Here is a 21,178-nt window from a genome sequence, read left to right as displayed (position 1 = left end):
CGTCGCCACGCTGGCCGTTTTGCTGTGGACGATGCCCGGGGCTGCCGCCGAACCCGATGAGCTGGTCACTCCCGCGCACCGGCTGGCCGCCGCCACCCCGGCGTGGCGCGACCTGGCCGACCTGTTCGCGCACCAACCCGACACCGCGGCCGACTTCACCGAGCGCCGGCAATTCCCCTTCAAGCGGGAACCCGTCGAGTTGCAGGGCGAAGCGCGCGTCTCCGCCGCCCGCGGTCTCAGCCTCCACTACACTTCCCCCGAGGACCGCACCGTCATTCTCGACGCCCAGGGCCTGCTGATCCGGGCGCGCACGGGCGAAAAATCGCCGCCCGCCGATCCGCGCGCGACCGCGGCCAACGGGGCGCTGCGACACCTCCTGCGCTTCGAGTTCGCGGCGCTGGAACCGGACTTCGAACTTTACGGCCGGCGCGACGGCGATAGCTGGATTCTCGCGCTCGCGCCGCGCACCGACCTGCTGCGCCAGAGCATCGGCCGGATCACCGTGGCCGGCGAAGCCGCCGCGGTCCGCCGCATCGAGCTCCGCCGTTCGGCCCGGCAGGTCATCGAGATCCTGATCGCCCCGCCCCACCCGCCGGCGGACTTCACCGCCGAGGAAGTGAAAAAATATTTCCGATGAAGCGGCTCATCAATGCAGGGTCGGCGCTTGTCGCCGGACCATCCTGCGCCGACTACCCGGTCCGCCGACAAGCGGCGACCCTACAGTCCACCGCATGACCTTCCGGCGCCGCCAACTTCTCGGCTGGAGCATTCTCGCCGGCGCCGCCCTGCTCGGCGGCGCGTGGCTGCTGCGACTCGATTATGCGCGAAAAATCTCCAGCGACGTCCTCGACCTCATTCCCGCCGACGAGCGCACTCCGGAACTGACGCTGGTCCGCTCGCTCGCCAGCCAGGCGGAAGCCCGGACCATGCTGTTCGAACTGACCGGCGCGGGCGGCCGGCCCGCCCCGGCCGGATCCGCCGCCGCCTTCGTCGCGGCGCTGGACCGCGAACCGGCCTTCGACCAGGTCGTGGTCATGGGCGACCCCGCCATGCGCGAAGCGCTGGGCCGCGAGCTGTTCGCGCAGCGCTTCACGCTGTTGTTTCCGCTCTGGCTGCGCGAACGCACCGTGGCTTATGCCGGCACCGGGGACGAACCGGCGGGATTTTCCGACTGGCTCGCCCGCGACACCGCCGCAGTCCTCGCACGATTCCTGACCACACCCGAGGCGCTCGCCTTCGCGGACATGATTCCCGCCGACCCGCTGCTGCTTTTGCCGGGTGCGGCAGAACGGTTGAAGGCCGGCTTGGACCAGCCCGCGGCGCCGACCGCCACTCTCGTCTGGGCCCGGCTCTCGGCCTCGCCGCTCAGCGAGGCGGGACAGGCTCCGGCTTTTGCCGCCATCACCCGGGCCACCGCCGCCGGGCGGAAGGAATTCCCCGGTTTCTCGGCCGCCTATACCGGCGTGAACTGTTTCGCCGCCGCCAGCCGCACCCGCATCGAGCACGAGGTCACCTGGCTCAACGCGCTTTCGCTCGCGGCCGTGCTCGCCGTGGCGTTCACGTTCATCCGCGGCGTGCACCGCGGCCTGCATCTTCTGCCGGTGATCGGCCTGTCCGTGCTCGGGGCCTGGGTGGCCGCGACCCTGGCGTTCGACCGGTTGCACATCATGGTCTTTGTGATCGGCTCGCTGCTGACCGGCGTGGCCATCGACTACGGCTTCTACCTCTTTATGCAGCCGCCCGCCGCGCCCGGCGAGGACTACTGGGCCAAGGTCCGCCGCCTGGCCAAGCCCCTGCTCGCAAGCTGTCTCACGACGGTGGCCGGGTTTTCGCTGCTCCTGTTCTCCGAGCTGCCCTTCATCCGCCAGCTCGGCGTCTTTGTCGGCGCCGGGCTGGTCTGTGCCCTGGTGGCCGCCGTGCTCTATTTCTCCACCGTCCGGAATCCGTTCCTGGAAACCCGTCCCTTTCGCGGGGGCGCGGCCCTGCCGGCCGGGATGCGCCGCAACCTGCGCCGGCTGCTCATCGCGCTGTGGCTCATCGCGCTGCCCGGACTGGCCAGGCTCCAGTGGAGGGACGACATCCGCGAACTGGAAATCCCTTCGCCCGCACTCCAGCGCGAGCACGCGCGCATCAGCGCCCTGTTCGGCGAGCAGGACGACCGGACGGTCTATCTCACCTATGGCAACAGCGTCGCCGCGGCCCGCGCCTCGCTGGCGAAACTCGAGGCGTGGCTGGACTCGGCCGGCGGCGGCCACGCCACCGCCATCGGGCTGGGCGCCGTGGTGCCGACGGCGGAGGCGCATGCCGCCGCGGTGCACTTCGGACGGGAGCATCCGGAATTTGCCGGCCGGTTGCGTGCCGCCCTGGTCGCGGCCGGCTTCAACGACGCGGAATTCGCCCCGTTCTTCGCGGCCTACGCCCATCACGTCGCCACGGCGCAGGAGACCGATTATGCGACCGCACTCGCTTCGCTGCAGACCAATCTCTCCGGACCGGCCGGGCTGCTGCTGCACACGGGCCGGCCCTTGAGCTGGTTCGTCACCCTCGTCCGCGCAGCGCCGGCGCCGGCGCCGCCGGCCGACACCAACACGGTGAGCGCCGGCCAGTTGCAGACGCTCAACCAAATCTTCGCCCGCTACCGCCAGTCCGCACTGTGGCTGAGCCTGACGGGCCTGGCGCTGGTCGGCGCCGGGGTGTTCCTCACCTACGGCTGTCGCCATGGCGCGCGGATCTTCGCCATTCCCTGCGGCGCGTGCCTCGGGCTGTTCGGCCTCTTCGGCTGGCTCGGGCACCCGCTCAACCTGTTCCACCTGCTCGGCGCCTTCCTCGGCGTGTGCCTGACGCACAACTACTCGATCTTCTCCGCCACCTCGGCCTACCGGCGCGAGCCGCCGCCGGTCTCGGTGCGGCTGTCGGCCCTGACGGCCGCCGCCTCGTTCGGCGTGCTGGCGCTGAGCGGCATCCCCGTGGTGCGCGCCCTCGGCCTGACCGTCGCGCTGATGGTCGGCGTGGCGCTGCTGGCCATCGAATTCGAGCACCTGGCCCCGCTGGGAGACAAACCATGAGCCACGCCCTCCTCCAGGCCTGGACCAGGACGCTGCGCCGCCACGGCACCGCACGCGCGGTGGTGCAGGCGGACAACGGCGCCAGCGTGACCTTTGGCGAACTCGACGCGCGCGCCGCCGCCTGGCTCGGGCGGAACGCACCCGATCCCGCGCGACTCCGGGGCCGCGCCGTGGTTTTCGCCGCGGCCAACAGCATCGGCTGGCTGGAAATATTCCTCGCCCTGCTCAAGGCCGGGGCCGTCGTGGTGCCGCTCGATGCCGCCGAGCCGCCCGCCGCGCAGCACCGGCTCGCCACCACGCTCCGCGCCGCCTGGTGGAACGGCGCCGCCCTTGAGCTGCCGCCCGGCGCCCGGCGCTACCGCGATCCCGCGGTCTGTCTCATCAAACTCACTTCCGGCACCACCGGCCGGCCCCGCGCGCTCGTGTTCACCGCCGGGCAGTTGCTCGCCGACGGCCGGCAGGTGACGGCAACGATGGGCATCCGGCCGCGCGACCTGAATTACGCCCTGATCCCGCTGGGCCATTCCTACGGGCTCGGCAACCTGACCATTCCGCTGCTCGCGCAGGGCGTGCCGCTGGTTTGCGGGAGTGCGCCCCTGCCCCACGCCATCGCCGCGGACTTCGCGCGCTGGCGGCCGACGGTGTTTCCTGGCGTCCCCGCCATGTGGCGGGCGCTGGCGGCATCGGAGCTCGCGCTGCCCGGCCTGCGTCTTGGCATATCCGCCGGGGCCCCGCTGCCATCCGAAGTGGCGCAGGTATTCGCCGCGCGCTTCGGTCTCAGGCTGCACAGTTTCTACGGTTCGAGCGAGACCGGCGGCATCACCTACGACCGGACCGGATCCGCCGCCTTCACCGGCAAGGTGGGCCGCGCCCTGCGTGACGTAAGGTTGACCGCCCTGCCCGGCCACCGCCTGCAGGTGCGCAGCGCCGCGGTGCTGACCCAAGGCAACCGCCGGCGCGGGACCTGGATCATGCCCGATCGTGTGAAACTGGATGCGTCGGGCGGCGTGAGCCTGCTCGGCCGCCGCGATCCGACCGTGAAGATTGCCGGCCGGCGGGTGAGTCTTACCGAGGTGTCCGCCCGGTTGCGCCTGCTGCCCGGGGTGCGCGAGGTCTGGGTGGGTGTCAGCTCCGGCCACAGTCCCGTGCTCGGCGCCGTGATCGCTACCGGACGCACCGCGGTCGAGCTGCGCACGGCGCTGCTCGCCGACACCGCCGCGTGGAAGATTCCCAAGAAACTGATCGTGGTGCCCGCGTTGCCGCTGACCGCCCGCGGCAAGACCGACACGCAGGCCCTGCAGGCGATGGCCTGCTGACCGGGCCGGAGGTGGGTGATGGCCCCATCGACCGGGCCGGGCCGGAGCCGTATCCTGACGCCATGAATCTCAACTACCTCGTCGGCCTGCTCTGCTTCATTTTCTGGATCGTCGCGCTGGCCGACTGCATCAAGGGCAACAGTCCGAACAAGCTCCTCTGGGCCGTTGTCATCATCCTGCTGCCGTTCCTCGGCACGATCCTCTACTTCCTGCTCGGTCGCAGCGCGGTCCGAACCTGATTCCTTGGTCATCGGCAGGCCGACCCGGCCACCGACGCAGACCCATCAGGTGGACCCCGTGTCCACGCTGTCCACGACGCCGCCCGTCATCGCATATTTCATCACATCGCCGGAAGCGAGATGCTCGATGGGACGGACCCGCTCGCGTTTGACGAGGTAGAGCTGCCCGGCGACATGGTAGGCCTGCGGGACGTAAACGGAGACAAAGCCGGCGCCGAGCTTGAAGTTGTCGAGATCCTCGCTGGTGAGAAACCCGAGCATCCAGACTTCCTCGGAGTGCACATTGACCAGTACGGCATGGGTGAAACGGCGCTTGTTGCCGACGAAGGCCTCGAAGAAATCGCGCAGCGTGGAGTAGATGAAACTCACCCCGGGAGTATGCTCGATCCAGCCATCCACCACCTTGAACATCCGGCGCATGAAGAAATACGAGGCGAACCAGCCGACCAGCACCACGGTGCCCAGCACCAGCACGAAGCCGACCCCGGGATACCTCACGTAGTCGCGAAGAATGCCGTCCACCTTTTCGAACAGCCAGGCCAGGGTTGCGAGGGTGAGGCCGATCGGCGCCAGGACGAAGACCCCCTGCCAGAAATGCCGCAACAGGCGGCGCATGACGCGGGAGGGACGGGGCTTGTTGGAACTCATGGGCGGAGGGATGGGGAAGTCGTGCGGATGGGATCAAGGCGACCGCACCCCGAAGAGCGAGGCCTCGATCTCGACGCGGAGCGCGGAGCGGCAGATGTCGGCCTGCAGGTAGGACACGCGGTCGCCGTCGACCAGAAGCCGCTCCGCCAGGATGGCCGCGACCATCGGCTGGTCCGCGGCGTGGCGGACATAAACCTTGAAATGGCGGGTGGCCGCGGGGCCGGCGGCCAGGCCGGGCCCGAGTCCGCAGGCGGTGGCGATGCCCTGCAGGTTTTCCAGCGTGCATTCGAGCTGGAGCAACGTGCTGTCCGGGGCGATCGTGGCATGGCCGCGGATCGCGGCGGTGCCGGAAATGAAGACCGTGGTGCCGGCCGGCCCCGTCGCCACGGTCGCCCGGGCGAAACTGGGCGCGCGCGGGCCGTAGGCGCCGGGATAGTCGTAGGCCGCCACCTGGAGCGGATTCTCCACGTGGCGCGGCTGGTCGGGACACGCGGCGAAGGCCACGGTCAGGGTCTCCGGGTGGCAACCGACCGCGGAGGCGGACGGCAACCGCGCGTTGAAACCGCGGCCGAAGTGCGCTTCGAAAGCCAGCGAGCGGCCCCGGCAAAAGTGCCGGTAGTTCTCCAGCCCACCGGGCCCGGCCTCGTTGATGGCCGGGACGTAATTCCAGATGCGCGCCAGGTGCCGGCCCTGCGTCGCCCCGAAGAGATCGGTATATAGCCGGTGCGAGGCCGCCTCCAGTCCGGAGGTGAAAGGAACCGAGGCGATCCCCAGGAGCCAGCCGTCGGCTTGGAAAAGTCCAAAGGCCCCGTGCCGCCCGGCGGACTGGGCGGGCCCAAAGAGATTCTCCACCGCTTCGCCGGCCAGAACGGGCACGCCGGCGGCAATGACCTCCTCGGGCGGGCCGAAGGCGATCTGCAATGACGGGAACCCGGTGGTGAGGTTTGTCATGACAGCTTACTCGACGGGAACGGCGACGGGCGCGGCCGGGACACGCCGCGCCGCGTGCTTGCGCCAGAGCTGTCGCGCGGCGACGAGGACCGCCAGGCCGACAACCGCCGCGAAGCCCAGCCGGCCGTTGCCTTGCATGATCGCAGCCCCGCCGTAAACGAGCGCCGCGATGTAGCCCGTCATGACCAACGTGGAGACGACCAGATACGGCCCCAAGGGCACGCGCAGCAGGCCGAGCACGTAACTCTGCGCCCAGAAGGGGGGGCCGGGGGTCAGGCGGACCATCAGCGTCAGCTGCCACGCTCCGGTCGGCGCTTCCTCCGGCAAGTGGAATCCACACCAGGCCAGCAGCCGGATCACGAGCGGCCGCAGCGCGCGGCGCGCGAGCCAGTAGGTCAGCAGCAAATTGACGACCACGGCGGCCACCGACCACACCATCACCCAGCCGGCACCGAGCACCGGCGTAAACACCGGCCCGGCGGTCAGCGTGAACGCGAGCAACGGAAATCCCGCGGCCGGCAACAGCGCCATCGCGACGAAGAAGACCACCGGGCCCGCTTCGCGCAAACCCAGCACCACGTCATTCACCACCGCCCCCACTCCCGTTGGCATCGCCACCAGCACCAACGCGACGCCGAACACCGCGCATCCCGCGACCAGCAGGAGATGCTTTTTATTCCCAAAGCGGCGCGGCGCCGAAGCAAGGTGTTTCATGAGTCGCACCCAGTGTGCGGACGCCTCCGCGCCAAGTCACATGGTTTGATGTGGAGTGACCACCCCATAGCCGGTTTGTCATCCGTCGTCCAAGGTGGGCGTCGCCCGCGCCCGCGCGGTTTCTTCTTCATGCACCACTTTATCAAGTCCGCCCTGCTGGGCTCCGCGCTGTGCGTCGCCATGTTTGCCACCGAAGCGCCACCCGCCCCGCCCTGGGCCGCAAGCGCGCTGACTTTCGAGACCGGCGTGCTCTGGGAAATCGGCACGGGCACGCCCTTCGCCTACCGCCTGGTGCCCGCGCAGCTCGCGTGGCGCTCGGGGGAATTCTGGCACCACGAATTTTCAAACGGATCCCGGATCGTCCTCCGCCACCGGCTCGCGCTGCTGGCCGACCTGGTTCAAAATGGACCGGAGTCCCGCTACCTCGGGTTCTCCGGCTCGCCGTCGCTCGAACTGTGGAACCGATCCGGCACCACGGCGCTGTTCACCGGCGCCGGCGGCGGCTTCGGGCTCACCGATGCGCGCGGCATCAAGGGCGGTCTGGGCCAGGACTTCACGCTGAACTGGTTCATCCGGGGCGGCTTCGAGCATGTCATCGCCCCGCATCGCAGCGTGAGCGCGGGCATCATGTATCAACACCTGTCCAACGGCGGCATGACCACCCCGAATCCCGGGATCGACGCGCTGGGCTTCACCCTCGGCTACGGCTGGAGCCACTGACGGAGCCTGTCGCATGTGGCTTCTGCTCATTGTCAATCTGGCCGGCAAGGCGGCCGCCTTGGTCGTGGGCTGGAGCACGCCGGGCGCCGCGCTCGCGTTGTGGTTCGGTCCCGACCTGCTGCTCGCGTATCACCTGTTCGCCCCGAACGCCCAGGGCCTGGTGCGCATGCACCGGCGCTTCGCCACAGCGCGACGCGAGGTGTGGCTGACCATTGACGATGGCCCCGATCCGGAGGACACGCCGCAGATCCTCGCGCTGCTCGCCACTCACGGCGCGCACGCGACGTTTTTTGTGATCGGGGAAAAGGCCGCCGCGCACCCCCACCTGATCAACGCGATCACGGCGGCGGGACACGAGGTGGCCCATCACACCCACACCCATCCGCTCGGGACCTTCTGGTGTGCCTCGCCGGGCCGGGTCGCCCGGGAACTCGACGCCGGGCTGGCGGCGTTGCGCGCGGCCGGGGTGACCCCGACCCGGTTCCGTCCGCCGGTCGGGATCAAGAATCCCTGGCTGGCGGCGGCCTTGCGCACCCGCCATCTCACCGGCGTGGCTTGGAGCGCCCGCGGCCTCGAGCACTGGCCGGGGGACGCCGAAAGCGTCGCCGATCGCGCGCTGCGCGGCCTCGCCCCCGGGGCGATCCTGCTGCTGCATGAGGGCTGCGGGGTGCCGGCGCCCATCCGGGTCGGCGCCATCCGGCGCGTGGTCGACCGGCTGCATCTGCGGGGCTACCGCTGCGTCGTGCCCGGACCGGAGCAACTGGCCGGCTAGAAATCCCGTGCCAACGGGAAGGTAGGTGAACACCCCACCCCTTTCCGCCCGATGGTGATTTGTTTCACCGGCCTTCGTGCAAGGATGTCAGCGAATGAAAAATAAAGGTTCTAAATCCCGTGCCTCCGCGGCGCTTTTACCCAAGTGCCCCACCGGCATCCAGGGCCTCGACGAGATCACCGGCGGCGGATTGCCGCTGGGTCGGCCCACGCTCGTCTGCGGCGGAGCGGGCTGCGGCAAGACGCTGCTGGCCGCGGAATTCCTGGTGCGCGGCGCGGTGCAGTTCGACGAGCCGGGCGTGCTGATATCTTTCGAGGAGACGGAGACCGAGCTGAAGGCCAACGTCACCTCGCTCGGGTTTGACCTGGCCGGCCTGGTCCGGCGCAAAAAAATCCTGATCGATTACGTCCACATCGAGCCCGGCGAGGTCCATGAAAGCGGGGAATACGACCTGGAGGGCCTGTTCGTCCGGCTCAATCACGCGATCGACTCCATCGGCGCCAAGCGCGTCGTGCTGGACACGCTGGAGGCGCTGTTCGCCGGCCTGCGCAACGAGGGCATCCTGCGCGCCGAGCTGCGCCGGCTCTTCCGCTGGCTCAAGGACAAGGGCGTGACCGCCGTCATCACGGCCGAGCGGGGACGCGAATCGCTGACGCGCCACGGGCTGGAGGAATACGTGTCCGACTGCGTCATCCTGCTCGACCACAGGGTCACCGACCAGATCGCCACGCGGAACCTGCGTGTCGTGAAATACCGCGGTGCGCTGCACGGCACCAACGAATTCCCGTTTCTCATCGGCAACGAGGGCATCAGCGTGCTGCCCATCACATCGGTGGGGCTGAACCACAAGATCTCGAGCGAACGGATCGCCACCGGCATCCCCCGGCTCGACGCGATGCTGGGCGGGCGGGGATTTTTCCGCGGCAGCAGCATCCTGCTCACGGGCACGCCCGGCACGGGCAAGACCATCGTCGCCGCCAACTTTGCGCAAGCCGCCTGCCGGCGCGGAGAACGCACCCTCTTCTTCTCGTTCGAGGAGTCGCCCAACCAGATCATCCGCAACATGCATTCGATCGGCCTGCGCCTGGATCCGCTGGTCAAGCGCGGCCTGCTGCGGTTCCACGCGGCGCGGCCCTCGCTCTACGGCCTGGAAATGCACCTGGCCACGATGTTCAACGAGATCGCCACGTTTCAACCCCAGGTCGTCATCATCGACCCGATCACCAGCCTGATGGACGCGGGCACCGATTCTGAATGCCGGGGGATGGTGACGCGGCTGGTCGACTACCTGAAGGCCGGGCAGGTCACCACGCTCTTCACCAGCCTGACGCAGGGCGGCCACGCGCTGCAGCAGAGCGAGGCGGCCATGTCCTCGCTCATGGACTCCTGGCTGCTGTTGCAGGACACCGAAGGCAACGGCGAGCGCAACCGCGTGCTCTATGTCCTCAAGGCCCGCGGCATGGCGCACTCGAACCAGATCCGCGAGTTCCTGATTTCCAACCGGGGCATCGACCTCGTGGACGCCTACATCGGCGCCAACGGCGTGCTGACCGGCTCGGCCCGGGCGGCGCAGGGCGCCCTGGAAAAGGCCGCCGTTCTGACCGCTCAGCAGGAAGCGGCCCGCCGCAAGCGCGAGATCGAGCGCAAACGCGCGGCAATCGAGCGGCAGATCAGCGGGCTGCGCTACGACTATGAATCCGAAGCCGTCGAATTACGTCGCATTGATGAACAAGTCGGCACAAGCACGCTCATGCTGACCACGGAGCGGGCGGAATCAGGCCGCCTCCGCCAGGCGGATGCCAAAGCGTCGACCCGCCCGCGCGGCAACGGCAGGAACGGGAGGAAATACCTTTGAAAACCAAACCGGCCAAACGCAAGGCCTCCCCCCGCCGGTCCGCCCGGCACTGGCAACTGCGCCTTTACGTGATGGACGAGACGCCCAAGTCGATGTCGGCGCTCGATAACCTTCGGAAGATCTGCGACGCCCATCTCAAGGGCCGTTACCGCATCACCGTGATCGACCTGCTGAAGCATCCGCAGCTCGCCAGGGGTGACCAGATCCTCGCCATCCCGACCGTGGTGCGCCGGCTGCCGAACCCGGTGCGCACCATCATCGGCAACCTTTCCGATACCGCCCGCGTGCTCGTCGGCCTGGACCTGCGCGCGACGGGCTAACCGGAACGACTACCCTGAAAAACAAGAAAATCCGCCGTGCGAAACCGACCCTCGAGAAGTCCCTAGCCCGTCCGCCGAAAGGCAAATACATCCTGCGCCTGTTTGTGGCCGGGGCCACGGCCCGGTCGCGCCAGGCCGTCCTGCGGGTCCGCCAGCTCTGCGAATCGAAGCTGGCCGGCGCTTGCGACCTGGAGGTGATCGACATCTACCAGCAACCCGCCCTGGCCCGCGCCCACCAGATCGTCGCCACGCCAACCCTCATCAAGGAGCTCCCCCTGCCGGTGCGCCGGTTCATCGGCAATCTGGCCAACACCACCACCCTGGCCTTCGAGTTAAGCCTGGCCATCTGAGGAGCGCACCGTGAAACCCGTCCGCCCGTCCCGTCCCGTCCCGTCCTCGCGCGCCGGCGAACTTGCCGGACTCCGCCTGCGTCTGGCGGAAGCGGAGGGAGCGCTCCGCGCCATCCGCCGCGGCGAGGTGGATTCGGTGGTGGTCACGGGCAAGCAGGGCCCGCAGGTGTTCACCCTGCAGGGCGCCGAGCACGCCTACCGCGTCCTCATCGAGTCCATGAACGAGGGGGCGGTGACCCTGACGGTGGACAAGATGATCCTCTACGCCAACCAGTGCTTCGCCCGCATGGTCAAATGCCCGCTGGAGCAGGTGATGGGCGGTTCCTTCCGCCGCTTTCTCTCCCCCGAGGACCGGGCCGTGCTCCGGCCGCTCCTGAAACGGGCAGCCCGGACCGGTTCCAAGCTCCAGGTGTTGCTCCGCGTCAGCGACGGCTCGCGCCTGCCGGTGCAGATCTCCATCCGCCGCCTGGAGAAGAACGGCTTCAGCCGCGCCCCCATCGGCTTGGTGGTGACGGACATGACGGAAGCCCGGCGGACCGAGGAACTGCTGCGGGCCCTGACCCAGCGGGTAGTGCAGGTGCAGGAAGCCGAACGCGGGAGCGTGGCCCTCGAACTGCATGACAACATCACCCAGCTGCTGATCGCCGTCCTCTTCAGCAGCCAGGCGCTGGCGGACAAGCTTTCAAATCACGACGGAGCCGCGAAGGGCGAGGCGGTGAAGCTCCGCGCCATGCTCGGCCGGACGGCCGAGGAAGTGGAGCGCATCTCGCGGAACCTGCGGCCCAGCGTGCTGGACCATGTCGGCCTGGCCGCCGTCCTGCGCGACGCCGGCCGGGAGTTCGCGACCCGGACGGGCGTCCTGGTCAAGCTGGACTGTGACGAACTGGCCGTCCGGCCGCCGGCCGGCACCGAACTGGCCCTCTACCGCATCTTCCAGGAAGCCTTGAAAAACGTGGAGAAGCACGCCGGCGCCCGGCGCGTCACCGCAAGCCTGCGGCAGCGGGGCGCCTTTGTGCAGCTGACGGTCAAGGACGACGGTGTCGGCTTCGACACGAAGCATCATGCGGCCCGGCGGAAGGGAAAAGGCGTCCTGGGCCTGCTCGGGATGGGCGAACGGGCGGCCTATGAGGGCGGCGTCCTCACGGTGAAATCCGGTCGCCACGCCGGCACGGAAATCAAGGCGCGCATTCCCCTGCCGCCGGACGCTCCTTTGGCGGCTTGATCAGCCCGACGGGCGCAGCCAGCGCAGGTGCGCACCCGCCGCCAAGGCGCCCAGCCCCGCGCCGGCGAAGACGTCGAGGAACACATGCTGGCGGATGGCGATCGTGGAATACAGGATGCCAAGGCACCACGCCCAGTTGAGCAGATGAACCGCCAGCCCGGCGCCGAGCCGCCCGAGCAGACGCTCGAACCAGACGGCGCTGAACACGGCAAAGGCCACATGCAACGACGGACAGGCGTTGCCCGTGGCATCGGCCGCCTTGAGGAAGGCGAACGACGGATGCTGCAGCCAGTCCACGTCCGGCGGCGGCACGGCCGTCGGCCAGAGCAGGAAAATCCCCAGACCGGCCACACTGAGTGCGACACACGCCAGGCCGTAGGACGCGAGCTCACGCCGGTCGACCAGCAGGGCGGGCGCCAGCGACACATAGAACCACAGGGAAAGATACAGCGGCAGGGCCGCCGGCTGGAAACCGATCCACCGGTCCACCGTAGTGAGCGGCATCAGCGTGACCGGAAACTGCGGGTGCCTGAGCACCCAGAAGTAGGCGGCAAAGAACGCGGTCAGGCCGAGCATGGTGCCGGCCAGCTTGGCCGGCCACCAGGCCAGCAGACGGGAACCGCTCCCGGACCACCAGGCGATCTCCGCGCCCCGGAGGCGGGCCGGGCGTGCGCGGGCCATGTTCATCTCTTGTTTTCCCGATCCTTCTCTTCGCCGTGGCGGTCCTTGTCGCGGCCCTTGCCGCGGTTATCCTCATGCCGGTCATCGTGGTGCTCATCATCCCGGATTCTCACCCGGGTGACAAAGTAGTCGGACGGGTAGCGGGCCACGACCTGCTGGTGGAAAGCATAGGGCTGGTCGGTGAACATGGTCAGTGTGACACTGCGGTTGAAATCGATGCGGATCGAATCGGGCAGATTGCGGCCCGAGCGCCATTGGCCGCGCTCGAGGTAGAACCACACATGGTCGGACGAGCGGTAGTAGACGTCGCCGCCGGGATAATAATAGTAGGCCTGACTGCGCTGATCCCAACGGCTGCGGTGCTCCCACTGGTCGGGGCCGCGGTGATCGTCATCGGACACCACGACCACGACGGCCGGCGGTGGCGGCGGGGCCCGGCGGCCGAGCCGGATGTCGACGGTGAGGTTGTCCAGCAGGTCCGCCCGGATCACGGGCGCGGTGCCCGCGACCAGGGCGAGCGTCAAAAGGATGATTTTGGTTTTCATGCTGCGAACATGACCCCGCGGGCGGGCGCGGGTAACTGCGGCACCGGGCTTTTCCGCGAAATCCTCGCGGCTCCCGGGCGATGGTAGGGTTTTACCTTATCGCTATTCCGACGGAATAAGGGTTTAATTCGACCCAGACGGATGCTTCGCCGCTTCGACGATTCACTGCCCGTGCCACCCTTGGAGAAAGGGAATTGTTTGACGAATCCACTTCGGACGACGGAAGGAAACGCCCCCTCGGTGAAAACGGCCCGCACGCGACTGTCGGCCCGCTATCTCACTGCGCTCCGCACCCACCTCGGCGGGAAGGCGGCGAACCACGCCAACCGCGCCCAAAGCCTGGGCCGCTCCGCCCTGGCCGGCGGACTGGTGACCCTGGACCTGGCCATCATGCACGAGCAGGCGGTCGTCGCCCTCGCCTCGTCCTACGACTTTGCGCACGCGCGCAACGGCGTGCTCAAGCGGGCCGGCGTGTTTTTCACCCAGGCGCTCCTGCCGCTCGAAGAGGCGCAGCAGGCCACGCGCGAGACCAACCGGCAGTTGCAGCAGCACAACGAGACACTGCGCCGGCACACCGCCGCCCTGGCCAGCGGCAACCGCCGGCTGGAACGCGAGATCGCCCGGCGCAAGGCCGGCGAGGTGACCATCCTTCAGGGCCGGGAGCACTACCAGGCGCTGTTCCGGGAATCCCAGATCATGCAGAAGAAACTCCGCCTGCTGACGCGGCAGATCATCTCGGCCCAGGAGGAGGAGCGGAAGGAAATCAGCCGGGAGCTGCACGACGAGGTGGTCCAGACCTTGGTCGGCATCAATGTCGAGCTGGCCGCGCTGACCAAGGGGACTTCCGCCGGCCTGCACAAGCTGAGGGCAAAAATCGCCCGCACCCAGCGGCTGGTGGCGAACTCCGTGAACGCCGTGCACCGCTTCGCCCGCGAGCTGCGGCCGGCCGTCCTCGACGACCTCGGCCTGATCCCCGCCCTCCACGTCTTCTGCAAGGGCCTGGCGGCGCGGAAAAAACTGAAGATCCAGCTGACGGCCTTCCGCGGAGTCGAGGCCCTGGGCGGCGCCGAGCGCACCGTGTTTTTCCGCGTGGCCCAGGAGGCGCTCAACAATGTCGCCCGCCATGCGCGCGCCAGCACCGTGACGATCAGCATCAGCCGGATGCCCGCGGCGGTCCGGATGGAGATCGCCGACAATGGGAAATCCTTTATGGTCGGGCAGACTCTTTTGCCCAAGAACAACAAGAGGCTGGGCCTGGTCGGCATGCGGGAGCGGATCGAGATGGTCGGCGGCCGCCTGACCATCAAGTCCGCGCCCGGCCACGGCACCACCGTGTGTGCCGAAATCCCCTTCACCCCGGAGAAAACAAAAAAATGACCACCCCCCGACCCATCACCGTCCTGCTCGCCGAGGATCACGCCGTCGTGCGCCAGGGCCTGTGTGCGCTGCTCAACGCCGACGGCAGCTTCAAGCTCGTCGGGGAGGCCCGCACCGGCCGCGAGGCCGTGGAGCTGGCGCGGACCCTGCGGCCCGATGTCATCCTGATGGACATCGCCATGCCGGTGCTCAACGGCCTGGAGGCGACGCGCCAGATCCTGGCGGCCAATCCCGCCGCCAAGGTGGTCATCCTTTCCGCCCACAGCGACGACGTCTATGTGGAGCGGATGAACGAGGCCGGGGTCGCGGGCTTCCTGGAGAAGCAGTCGTCCGCGGAAATCCTGACCAAGGCAATCCACGAGGTCGCCAAGGGCCGCACCTATTTCAGTCCGGCCATCGCCCGGCGCCTGGGCGCCACCGCCAGCAAACCGCGGGACCGGGAGGGCCTGCTCAAGGCCAACGCCAGCCGCCTGACCTCCCGCGAGTCCGAGGTGCTGCAGCTCGTCGCCGAGGGCTCGGCCAACAAGCAGGTCGCGGCGGAACTGGGCATCAGCATCAAGACGGTCGAGAAGCACCGGCAGCACCTCATGGACAAGCTCAACATCCACGAGACCGCCGGCCTGACCCGCTACGCCATCGCCCAGGGCATCATCGAGAGCAGTGTGCAGCTGACGATTGTCTAAGGCGGGCGGCGCCGCGGGAGGGCAACACCCCATAGCGGATATGGCCCGTGCCCGCTACCCTCGGGTGCAGCTCATGGACCTACCCCTGCCCGCCTCCGGCAACGGCACGATCAGCGCCACCGCGGCGGCGGAACTTCCCAATTTCCCCCACGCCCTCCCGGCCAGACCGGCCCGCCGGTGCTCCAGCCGCCTGCTCGCGGAACTGCTGGCCATGAACGAGGAGATGATCGAGCAACTGCACCTCGAGCGCCTGAGCGAAACCGGCACCGCCGGTTTTCTGACGAAAATGATCGAGCAGCATGAGAAGGCCGCCGTGCTGCTCAGGACGCAGCTCGCGAGTCCCGCATCCGCCTGATCCGGCGGACCCCGACGACCAGGCCCATCAGGCCCGCCGCCAGTGCCGCCGTGGCGGCCGGTTCCGGAATCGCGGTCGGGACCGTGATCGAGTTGGTGTCCAGGGTCACGGCCGCGCCCAAGGCCAGCAGCCGCCCATTCACCATGGTCCCCGTGCCGGCGGTGATCGAGGCCCCCGCCAGGAAGCTCCCCACCAGGTCCGACGAAGTCAGGAAAGTGGCCGAGGTGCCGATCTGCCAGTAAACGTTACTCGCGCTGGCCCCGTTGATCAGCAGGATCTGGCTGCTGCTGGCGGTATCCAGCGTACTACCAATCCGGAAATCGAAGCGTGCATTGGGATCATTCAGGGCGTCGAGGGTAAGGATGCCCGTGAGTTGAGCGGCGGCGGTATAGAAATAAACGCCGGTCGTGAGGGTGCGGGACCCCAAATCCAATCCCGTCAGATCCTGGGTGAAGGTTTCGCCGCCGAGCACGTTGAAGGCCGAGATCGCATCCGCGTGGGCCTGGGTGGCCGTCGCGTCGGCGGCATGGATCGCTCCGTGCACCACCACGCCGGGCGGGAATCCCGTATACGCGATGCCCGGGCTCACGCCAAAATCGCCATTGACGGTGGTGGCGCCGGTGTTGGTGACGGTGGAGGCGCCCAGCACGCCGAAGGTCGACGCGGAGCCGAGACTTATGGCCACCTGGGCGCCGGCCTGGGTCAGCCAGACACCGAGGGCCATGACGGCCGGTAAAATCAAACGAAGCGGTTTCATGGTGAAGGAATCAAGGCTGGCCCGGAACGATCGTTGCCGGACAGGCGAGCCTGAATTGATCTTATACTAACCGATCAGGCCGCCGGACCCTATGGGGTGATGACCTCCTCGGATCGCCTTCCGCTCAGAGGGCGGGAGCAGGCTCGGCGAAGCAGCGCGCGGCGAGCTGGCGCAGGCGCTGCGTCGAAATCCGGAGCTTGGCGTGCCGGTGCAGCCAGTTGCCGTGATGCGCATGGACCGGGTGGATCTGGATCTCCACCTGGATCTGTTGCAGGCTGGTGGCGCAGGCGCAGGCCTGGATCAGGCTGCGGTCGGACTCGAAATAATTGCGGCCCAGCAGCGGCGCGAGCGGCACCGCATGCCGGTGCAGGACCTGCCAGAAAATCTTCCGGGGAAACTCGCTGGGCCCGCAAAGATTTTGCGCACAATACCGCTCGGCAAAGGTTGGCATAAGCTCCGGCTCGGTGGCAGAATGCCGGTCGCTTAAAGGCCGGCGACGGGCCGGCCCACGGTGATCTGGTTGTCCACCAGTTCCAAGCGGGAGGCGGCGATGGCGATCTCGCCGATGCGCTGCTGGTCGGCGGCGGTGCGCACCCAGCCCCGGAGCGTGACGCGGCCGTTGATCGTGCCCACCTGCACATTGCGGCCGTAAATCCTGGCCACGCGGATGTTCTGCTGGATGAGGAGCGTGCGGTCCACGTCGGGGTAGCTGTCCCCCTGCTCGAGCGCCACCAAGGTGTGCGGACCCTTGAAGGCTTCCTCCTGCGAGGTGGCCACGTTGCCGAAGGCGGCCTTGGTGTAGATATAGCGCGGCTCGTCCGCATACTCCTGCTTGGTGTCGTCGAGCAGGAGCGCGTTCCGCGCGGTGTTGAAGCCGAGGGCCATGGCGGGAATCACACTCTTGGTCTCGAAATTGCCCGGCGCCAGCACGATGACACTGAGGATCCGGCCCTTGGGAATATCCAGGGTCATCGACCACACTTTCCCAAATTGCTCGCCCGGGTAGTTGCCCACCGGCATGCCGACCAGCTTGTTGCAGCGCTCCACATAACCCAGCGATACCTTGGGCCGGACGTCCTTCCTGCTGGCCGTGGCCCCTTCCTCGAGAAAATACGGCTCCTGGCCGAAAAGATAATAGGCCGCGGCGACCCGGTCGCTCCGGCCGGCGTCGGTCCACGACGCAAGATCGATGGCGGCGGCGGTCTTGAACACCTCGCGGCTGGCGTTGAGCCGGTAAATCTTGTTTGAGGGATCACGCATCAGGGCGAGCGGCGGCACCGCGACGACCTTGCCGCCGACCTCGAGTGAGCTGTCCGACTCGACCAGCACCTCGACAATGCGGCCGTTGATCAGATCGATGCCGAGATCCTTGATGCGGCCCAAGGTCTCGCCCTGGAGATTCTTGATCTCGACGTGGACGAAGTTGGTGGGCGTCTTCTCCGCGCCAAGGGGCGTGGGCGTGTGCACGGCCTCGGCCGCGGACGAAAGGGCAAGGCTGGCCGTGATGATCGTGCCGGCGAAAAGTTTGATATGAGTTTTCATGGAAATGGACTGGGGAGCGATTGGGTTTGGGCGGATTTGCCCGCCGCGAATGCCGGCCGGAACGTTGTGGTCTTTGCGCGAGCATAGACGACGGTCCCGGGCGGCGGAATGGGGTTTAACCCGCGCGCCTCATACCGGCCGGCCTGAATCCCGGGGCGGGAGCAATCCAGCTGTTCAGCTGGCCAGCACCTCGTTGACCTCGGCCAGCAGCTCCGCCACGGCAAACGGCTTGGCGAGCACGCTGGTCGCGCCGATCAGCGTGGCCGCTTGGAGATTGTCGCCGGGCCCGTTGCGATCCCCGCCCGACATGACGATGATCTTCACGCAAGGCTTCTTTTCCCGCAGCGCCTGCATGACTTCGAGACCACTCTTCTTTGGCATCACGATGTCCGTGATCACCAGGTCCGGAACGATGCGGGGAAACAGATCCAGTCCTTCCTCTCCGTCGCGGGCCTCGATCACCGTGTGGCCCGATCGGACCAACAGCGCGCACAGGACCGTGCGCACGACATCATCATCATCGATCAGCAGGATTCGCGCCATGGGCTTGCGGTGGTGGCCGGGGTCAGAGGGTCCGGAGGAACGCCTCAAGGTCCGTCTTCTCGTCCGCCGTGAGCCGCGTCCCGAGGATCAGGTTGAAGAACTCAACCGTGTCGGCGAGCGTGAGCAACCGCCCGTCGTGCAGGTAGGGCGGCGAGTCCTTGATGCCACGGAGCGGGAAGGTCTTGATCGGCCCGTCCGTCGTCAGCATGGCGCCGCGGACCATGACCGGCGCGAAGAACCGTCCGGTCCGCAGATCGTGCATCGTGTTATCGGTGTAATACGGCGGCGCATGGCACGCCACGCACTGCGCCTTGCCGAAAAACAGCTCCTGCCCGCGCAGTTCGGCCGGCGCGGCTTTTTGCGGGTCGAGCCTGCCGAGGACATCCAGCTTGGGGGCCGGCGGAAAATCGAACAGGGCCTGCATCTCCGCCATCGCCTGCACCTGGCTGCCGCGGTCGAGGACGTTGACGCCCTTCTTCGTGGCGATCACCGGGTCGCCGTCGAAGTAGGCGCCGCGCTGCTCGAACTCCGTGAAGTCCTCGACGCTCTTCAGCGCGCGCTGCGAACCGAAGATTTGCTGGATGTTCACCCCGCGCAGACTGGGCGTGTCCACGCGGTGGCGGAACGCCTGCGGGCGCGCGTCGCCGGCGAGATGGGTGGCGGCGTTGGTGTGGCCGTTGGTGTGGCAGTCGAAGCAGGCGACCCCGCGGCTCGGCCGGACGGAGCGGCGGTCGTCCGTGGCATTGAACTGCTGCTGCGGAAACGGGGTGAGCAGGAGCCGCAGCCCCTCGAGCTGCTTGGGGTTGAGGAGGCCGTTGAACAGGCCGAAATAATTCTCGAGCGTCACCACCTGGCCCCGCGAGACATCGCCGAGATCGGCGCGGGTGGTCAGGAAGATCGGCGCCGGGAACTCGGGCAGAAAATGATCCGGCAGGTCGAAATCGAGATCGAACCGCGCCAGGTCGCGCTGCTCCTGCCGCTGCAGCTCGGCGATGACGGCGGGGGGAAACAGCATGCCGCCCTCCGGGTGGTTGGGGTGCGGCAGCGGCCGGAAACCGGCGGGCCAGAGATCCTGCGCGCGGATCTCGCCGGGCGACAACGCCGCCAGGCTTTCCCAGGTCACGCCCGGCCTGAGCCGCACGCGCACGCCCTGCTGCACCGGCTTGCCCCCGCTCATCGTGACATCCGCGGCCGGCCGGTCGGTGAGATCGTAGCGTTCCGCCAGATATTCCCGGTGCGCCTGCATGACCGCCGGTTTCGCCTGCGTCAGACGCCGCTGCGTCTGGTCAAACGGTTCCTCGATCCTGACCGGGGCATAACTCGAGGCCGGTGCGGCCGGACCTGGCAAGGGTTGGGCGTTGGTGATCCCGCCGGCACCAAGCAACCAGACCAGGAGGGCGGAACAGGAAATGCGATCCATGCCGCATTGTAGGGCGGCAATCGACGCGGGCTATGGGGTGTTCAAGGGAGGCGCACCGCCGGATTGGCGCCGCACTCCCGGCTCCCCCTGCGGTCATGAGGATTTGCCGCGATGCGATGCAACGACCGCCCCGGAGAACCACCATGAATCCTGCCCTTAAGAAACTGCTGGCCTCGACCGGCGCGATCCTGCTCGCGCTGTCCCTGGAGGCGCAACCATCTCCCCACGATCACCCCGCCCCCGGCACCGGCCCCCTCGCCTCGGTGCACGCGCACTTGTGCGGTTTTCATTTCTACAGCGGCGATCTGTCGCGGGCGGTCAGCGTCCACCATTACTGCTCGCATCTCCGCGCGGACGTTTTTCAGTGCATCATCTACGACTCGGACCGGCCGGACGCCCGCCTGGTCGGAGTCGAATACATCATCAGTGAGGCCCGGTTCAACCAGCTGCCGGCGGAGGAGAAAAAACTGTGGCACAGCCATCGCTACGAAGTCATGTCCGGCCAGCTCGTCGCCCCCGGTGCCTCCGGCCCGGCGGAGCACGAATTGATGAAGGAACTCGTGAACACCTACGGCAAAACCTGGCAGCTGTGGCAGGTGGACCGCGGCGATGAACTCCCCCTCGGCCTGCCCCAACTCATGATGGGCTTCACCGCCGACGGGCAGGCCGATCCCGTCATGGTGGCGGCGCGCGATCACGACCTTCATATTGATACGGCGGGCACCAGGGCCCGGCGCGCGGACCTGCCCGCGCGGCCGGTCGCAGCAGGCGCGGATGCCTGGCGGCAGAAACCCGCTTTCCAAATTCCCGACCCCCGGCCGGAGCCGGCGGCCGCCCGTCCCACCAGATAGCAAATGGCCGGGCCGCTCCCGCGGCGGGAATTCCCGGTGCGATGACATGACCGCCGCTGATCCAAGCCAGGAGCCCGGAAGGCTCGCGCCCGCCATGCCCTGGGTGTCCCAAGCTGAAGGCGCGGGGCGCGCACCACGGACCCGGGCCTGGCCGCATGGCCTGCACTTTTCCCGGACAGCGCGACGCGTGTCCCGCCTATCCCGGGTAGGGTTAGTAGGCATATCTGCCGCGACACCGACGGAGTATCCTGC

At 68.0% G+C, this 21,178-nt stretch carries 24 protein-coding genes; 14 read left to right on the top strand and 10 right to left on the bottom strand.

Annotated features, from left to right (window positions below; all coding sequences use genetic code 11):
- Window positions 1-31: 31 nt before the first annotated feature.
- The 4 genes from BLU29_RS18805 to BLU29_RS09725 all read left to right on the top strand — a co-directional run bounded on the left by BLU29_RS18805 (window position 32) and on the right by BLU29_RS09725 (window position 4,620).
- Window positions 32-637 (top strand): outer membrane lipoprotein carrier protein LolA, encoded by a 606-nt coding sequence (locus tag BLU29_RS18805; RefSeq protein WP_343125160.1) that lies wholly within the window; start codon window positions 32-34, stop codon window positions 635-637.
- Window positions 638-731: 94 nt separating this feature from the next.
- Window positions 732-3,065 (top strand): MMPL family transporter, encoded by a 2,334-nt coding sequence (locus tag BLU29_RS18020; protein WP_157693761.1) that lies wholly within the window; start codon window positions 732-734, stop codon window positions 3,063-3,065.
- A complete protein-coding gene (locus tag BLU29_RS18015) occupies window positions 3,062-4,381 on the top strand; it encodes a class I adenylate-forming enzyme family protein (RefSeq protein WP_157693760.1) in 1,320 nt (439 codons plus the stop codon). The genes BLU29_RS18020 and BLU29_RS18015 overlap by 4 nt, the downstream gene beginning before the upstream one ends.
- A gap of 62 nt (window positions 4,382-4,443) precedes the next feature.
- On the top strand, window positions 4,444-4,620 hold the full coding sequence (locus BLU29_RS09725; RefSeq protein WP_091057225.1) for a PLD nuclease N-terminal domain-containing protein: 177 nt from the start codon (window positions 4,444-4,446) through the stop codon (window positions 4,618-4,620).
- A gap of 45 nt (window positions 4,621-4,665) precedes the next feature.
- Here BLU29_RS09725 and BLU29_RS09720 read toward each other — a convergent pair whose 3' ends face one another.
- The 3 genes from BLU29_RS09720 to BLU29_RS09710 are packed head-to-tail and all read right to left on the bottom strand — an operon-like array spanning window position 4,666 to window position 6,933.
- A complete protein-coding gene (locus BLU29_RS09720) occupies window positions 4,666-5,268 on the bottom strand; it encodes a DUF502 domain-containing protein (protein ID WP_091057222.1) in 603 nt (200 codons plus the stop codon).
- A gap of 33 nt (window positions 5,269-5,301) precedes the next feature.
- The gene (locus BLU29_RS09715) at window positions 5,302-6,219 is read right to left on the bottom strand and encodes a hypothetical protein (protein WP_091057219.1); all 918 of its coding nucleotides are present in this window, start codon (window positions 6,217-6,219) and stop codon (window positions 5,302-5,304) included.
- 6 nt (window positions 6,220-6,225) lie between these two features.
- Entirely contained in the window at window positions 6,226-6,933 is a 708-nt protein-coding gene (locus BLU29_RS09710; RefSeq protein ID WP_157693759.1) for a VTT domain-containing protein, read from the bottom strand.
- A gap of 129 nt (window positions 6,934-7,062) precedes the next feature.
- On the opposite strand from BLU29_RS09710, the gene BLU29_RS09705 reads away from it, so the two are divergent.
- From BLU29_RS09705 to BLU29_RS09680, 6 genes are all read left to right on the top strand, one after another.
- Window positions 7,063-7,653 carry an acyloxyacyl hydrolase gene (locus tag BLU29_RS09705; RefSeq protein WP_157693758.1) on the top strand — a complete coding sequence of 197 codons (591 nt, stop codon included), beginning with the start codon at window positions 7,063-7,065 and terminating at the stop codon, window positions 7,651-7,653.
- Window positions 7,654-7,666: 13 nt separating this feature from the next.
- Complete coding sequence (locus BLU29_RS09700) at window positions 7,667-8,425, top strand: polysaccharide deacetylase family protein (protein ID WP_091057212.1); 759 nt, start codon at window positions 7,667-7,669, stop codon at window positions 8,423-8,425.
- Window positions 8,426-8,519: 94 nt separating this feature from the next.
- A complete protein-coding gene (kaiC, locus tag BLU29_RS09695) occupies window positions 8,520-10,280 on the top strand; it encodes a circadian clock protein KaiC (protein WP_091057210.1) in 1,761 nt (586 codons plus the stop codon).
- A gap of 71 nt (window positions 10,281-10,351) precedes the next feature.
- Window positions 10,352-10,600 carry a circadian clock KaiB family protein gene (locus tag BLU29_RS09690; protein ID WP_091061058.1) on the top strand — a complete coding sequence of 83 codons (249 nt, stop codon included), beginning with the start codon at window positions 10,352-10,354 and terminating at the stop codon, window positions 10,598-10,600.
- A 104-nt stretch (window positions 10,601-10,704) separates the two neighbouring features.
- A complete protein-coding gene (locus tag BLU29_RS09685; RefSeq protein ID WP_231962208.1) occupies window positions 10,705-10,950 on the top strand; it encodes a circadian clock KaiB family protein in 246 nt (81 codons plus the stop codon).
- A gap of 10 nt (window positions 10,951-10,960) precedes the next feature.
- Window positions 10,961-12,172 carry an ATP-binding protein gene (locus tag BLU29_RS09680; RefSeq protein ID WP_091057206.1) on the top strand — a complete coding sequence of 404 codons (1,212 nt, stop codon included), beginning with the start codon at window positions 10,961-10,963 and terminating at the stop codon, window positions 12,170-12,172.
- Here BLU29_RS09680 and BLU29_RS09675 read toward each other — a convergent pair whose 3' ends face one another.
- Together BLU29_RS09675 and BLU29_RS09670 are read right to left on the bottom strand one after the other, a co-directional pair.
- Window positions 12,173-12,853 carry a phosphatase PAP2 family protein gene (locus BLU29_RS09675; RefSeq protein ID WP_091061056.1) on the bottom strand — a complete coding sequence of 227 codons (681 nt, stop codon included), beginning with the start codon at window positions 12,851-12,853 and terminating at the stop codon, window positions 12,173-12,175.
- 2 nt (window positions 12,854-12,855) lie between these two features.
- The gene (locus BLU29_RS09670; protein ID WP_091057204.1) at window positions 12,856-13,398 is read right to left on the bottom strand and encodes a hypothetical protein; all 543 of its coding nucleotides are present in this window, start codon (window positions 13,396-13,398) and stop codon (window positions 12,856-12,858) included.
- Between the two features lie 240 nt (window positions 13,399-13,638).
- On the opposite strand from BLU29_RS09670, the gene BLU29_RS09665 reads away from it, so the two are divergent.
- The 3 genes from BLU29_RS09665 (at window position 13,639) to BLU29_RS09655 (ending at window position 15,813) form a co-directional block, all read left to right on the top strand.
- Window positions 13,639-14,775 carry a sensor histidine kinase gene (locus BLU29_RS09665; protein ID WP_172830244.1) on the top strand — a complete coding sequence of 379 codons (1,137 nt, stop codon included), beginning with the start codon at window positions 13,639-13,641 and terminating at the stop codon, window positions 14,773-14,775.
- A complete protein-coding gene (locus BLU29_RS09660; protein ID WP_091057198.1) occupies window positions 14,772-15,458 on the top strand; it encodes a response regulator transcription factor in 687 nt (228 codons plus the stop codon). The genes BLU29_RS09665 and BLU29_RS09660 overlap by 4 nt, the downstream gene beginning before the upstream one ends.
- 73 nt (window positions 15,459-15,531) lie before the next feature.
- Window positions 15,532-15,813, top strand: a complete 282-nt coding sequence (locus BLU29_RS09655) for a hypothetical protein (RefSeq protein WP_157693757.1) — start codon at window positions 15,532-15,534, stop codon at window positions 15,811-15,813.
- Here the strand turns inward: BLU29_RS09655 and BLU29_RS09650 are convergent.
- From BLU29_RS09650 to BLU29_RS09630, 5 genes are all read right to left on the bottom strand, one after another.
- Window positions 15,779-16,570 (bottom strand): ice-binding family protein, encoded by a 792-nt coding sequence (locus BLU29_RS09650; protein ID WP_091057193.1) that lies wholly within the window; start codon window positions 16,568-16,570, stop codon window positions 15,779-15,781. The genes BLU29_RS09655 and BLU29_RS09650 overlap by 35 nt on opposite strands.
- 124 nt (window positions 16,571-16,694) lie before the next feature.
- A complete protein-coding gene (locus tag BLU29_RS09645) occupies window positions 16,695-17,021 on the bottom strand; it encodes a hypothetical protein (RefSeq protein WP_091057191.1) in 327 nt (108 codons plus the stop codon).
- A 32-nt stretch (window positions 17,022-17,053) separates the two neighbouring features.
- Window positions 17,054-18,112, bottom strand: a complete 1,059-nt coding sequence (locus tag BLU29_RS09640; RefSeq protein ID WP_091057189.1) for a PRC-barrel domain-containing protein — start codon at window positions 18,110-18,112, stop codon at window positions 17,054-17,056.
- Window positions 18,113-18,286: 174 nt separating this feature from the next.
- Window positions 18,287-18,655 carry a response regulator gene (locus tag BLU29_RS09635; protein WP_091057186.1) on the bottom strand — a complete coding sequence of 123 codons (369 nt, stop codon included), beginning with the start codon at window positions 18,653-18,655 and terminating at the stop codon, window positions 18,287-18,289.
- Window positions 18,656-18,677: 22 nt separating this feature from the next.
- Window positions 18,678-20,075, bottom strand: coding sequence for a cytochrome B6 (locus BLU29_RS09630; RefSeq protein ID WP_091057184.1), 1,398 nt, complete (start codon window positions 20,073-20,075; stop codon window positions 18,678-18,680).
- Window positions 20,076-20,218: 143 nt separating this feature from the next.
- On the opposite strand from BLU29_RS09630, the gene BLU29_RS09625 reads away from it, so the two are divergent.
- Window positions 20,219-20,926 (top strand): OBAP family protein, encoded by a 708-nt coding sequence (locus BLU29_RS09625; protein WP_197677679.1) that lies wholly within the window; start codon window positions 20,219-20,221, stop codon window positions 20,924-20,926.
- The last annotated feature ends 252 nt before the right edge of the window (window positions 20,927-21,178 follow it).

Origin of the sequence: Opitutus sp. GAS368, from assembly GCF_900104925.1 — a bacterium.
Lineage (GTDB): Bacteria > Verrucomicrobiota > Verrucomicrobiia > Opitutales > Opitutaceae > Lacunisphaera.
Note: the sequence above shows the minus strand (reverse complement) of the source record. Positions and strands in the feature narration are given on the sequence as shown.

Excerpts from the sequence above, each read along its gene's own strand:
- BLU29_RS18805 (WP_343125160.1), top strand. The coding sequence starts at position 32 with ATGCCCGGGGCTGCCGCCGAACCCGATGAGCTGGTCACTCCCGCGCAC.
- BLU29_RS18020 (WP_157693761.1), top strand. The coding sequence starts at position 732 with ATGACCTTCCGGCGCCGCCAACTTCTCGGCTGGAGCATTCTCGCCGGC.
- BLU29_RS18015 (WP_157693760.1), top strand. The coding sequence starts at position 3,062 with ATGAGCCACGCCCTCCTCCAGGCCTGGACCAGGACGCTGCGCCGCCAC.
- BLU29_RS09725 (WP_091057225.1), top strand. The coding sequence starts at position 4,444 with ATGAATCTCAACTACCTCGTCGGCCTGCTCTGCTTCATTTTCTGGATC.
- BLU29_RS09720 (WP_091057222.1), bottom strand. The coding sequence starts at position 5,268 with ATGAGTTCCAACAAGCCCCGTCCCTCCCGCGTCATGCGCCGCCTGTTG.
- BLU29_RS09715 (WP_091057219.1), bottom strand. The coding sequence starts at position 6,219 with ATGACAAACCTCACCACCGGGTTCCCGTCATTGCAGATCGCCTTCGGC.
- BLU29_RS09710 (WP_157693759.1), bottom strand. The coding sequence starts at position 6,933 with ATGAAACACCTTGCTTCGGCGCCGCGCCGCTTTGGGAATAAAAAGCAT.
- BLU29_RS09705 (WP_157693758.1), top strand. The coding sequence starts at position 7,063 with ATGCACCACTTTATCAAGTCCGCCCTGCTGGGCTCCGCGCTGTGCGTC.
- BLU29_RS09700 (WP_091057212.1), top strand. The coding sequence starts at position 7,667 with ATGTGGCTTCTGCTCATTGTCAATCTGGCCGGCAAGGCGGCCGCCTTG.
- kaiC (WP_091057210.1), top strand. The coding sequence starts at position 8,520 with ATGAAAAATAAAGGTTCTAAATCCCGTGCCTCCGCGGCGCTTTTACCC.
- BLU29_RS09690 (WP_091061058.1), top strand. The coding sequence starts at position 10,352 with ATGGACGAGACGCCCAAGTCGATGTCGGCGCTCGATAACCTTCGGAAG.
- BLU29_RS09675 (WP_091061056.1), bottom strand. The coding sequence starts at position 12,853 with ATGGCCCGCGCACGCCCGGCCCGCCTCCGGGGCGCGGAGATCGCCTGG.
- BLU29_RS09670 (WP_091057204.1), bottom strand. The coding sequence starts at position 13,398 with ATGAAAACCAAAATCATCCTTTTGACGCTCGCCCTGGTCGCGGGCACC.
- BLU29_RS09660 (WP_091057198.1), top strand. The coding sequence starts at position 14,772 with ATGACCACCCCCCGACCCATCACCGTCCTGCTCGCCGAGGATCACGCC.
- BLU29_RS09655 (WP_157693757.1), top strand. The coding sequence starts at position 15,532 with ATGGACCTACCCCTGCCCGCCTCCGGCAACGGCACGATCAGCGCCACC.
- BLU29_RS09650 (WP_091057193.1), bottom strand. The coding sequence starts at position 16,570 with ATGAAACCGCTTCGTTTGATTTTACCGGCCGTCATGGCCCTCGGTGTC.
- BLU29_RS09645 (WP_091057191.1), bottom strand. The coding sequence starts at position 17,021 with ATGCCAACCTTTGCCGAGCGGTATTGTGCGCAAAATCTTTGCGGGCCC.
- BLU29_RS09640 (WP_091057189.1), bottom strand. The coding sequence starts at position 18,112 with ATGAAAACTCATATCAAACTTTTCGCCGGCACGATCATCACGGCCAGC.
- BLU29_RS09635 (WP_091057186.1), bottom strand. The coding sequence starts at position 18,655 with ATGGCGCGAATCCTGCTGATCGATGATGATGATGTCGTGCGCACGGTC.
- BLU29_RS09630 (WP_091057184.1), bottom strand. The coding sequence starts at position 20,075 with ATGGATCGCATTTCCTGTTCCGCCCTCCTGGTCTGGTTGCTTGGTGCC.
- BLU29_RS09625 (WP_197677679.1), top strand. The coding sequence starts at position 20,219 with ATGAATCCTGCCCTTAAGAAACTGCTGGCCTCGACCGGCGCGATCCTG.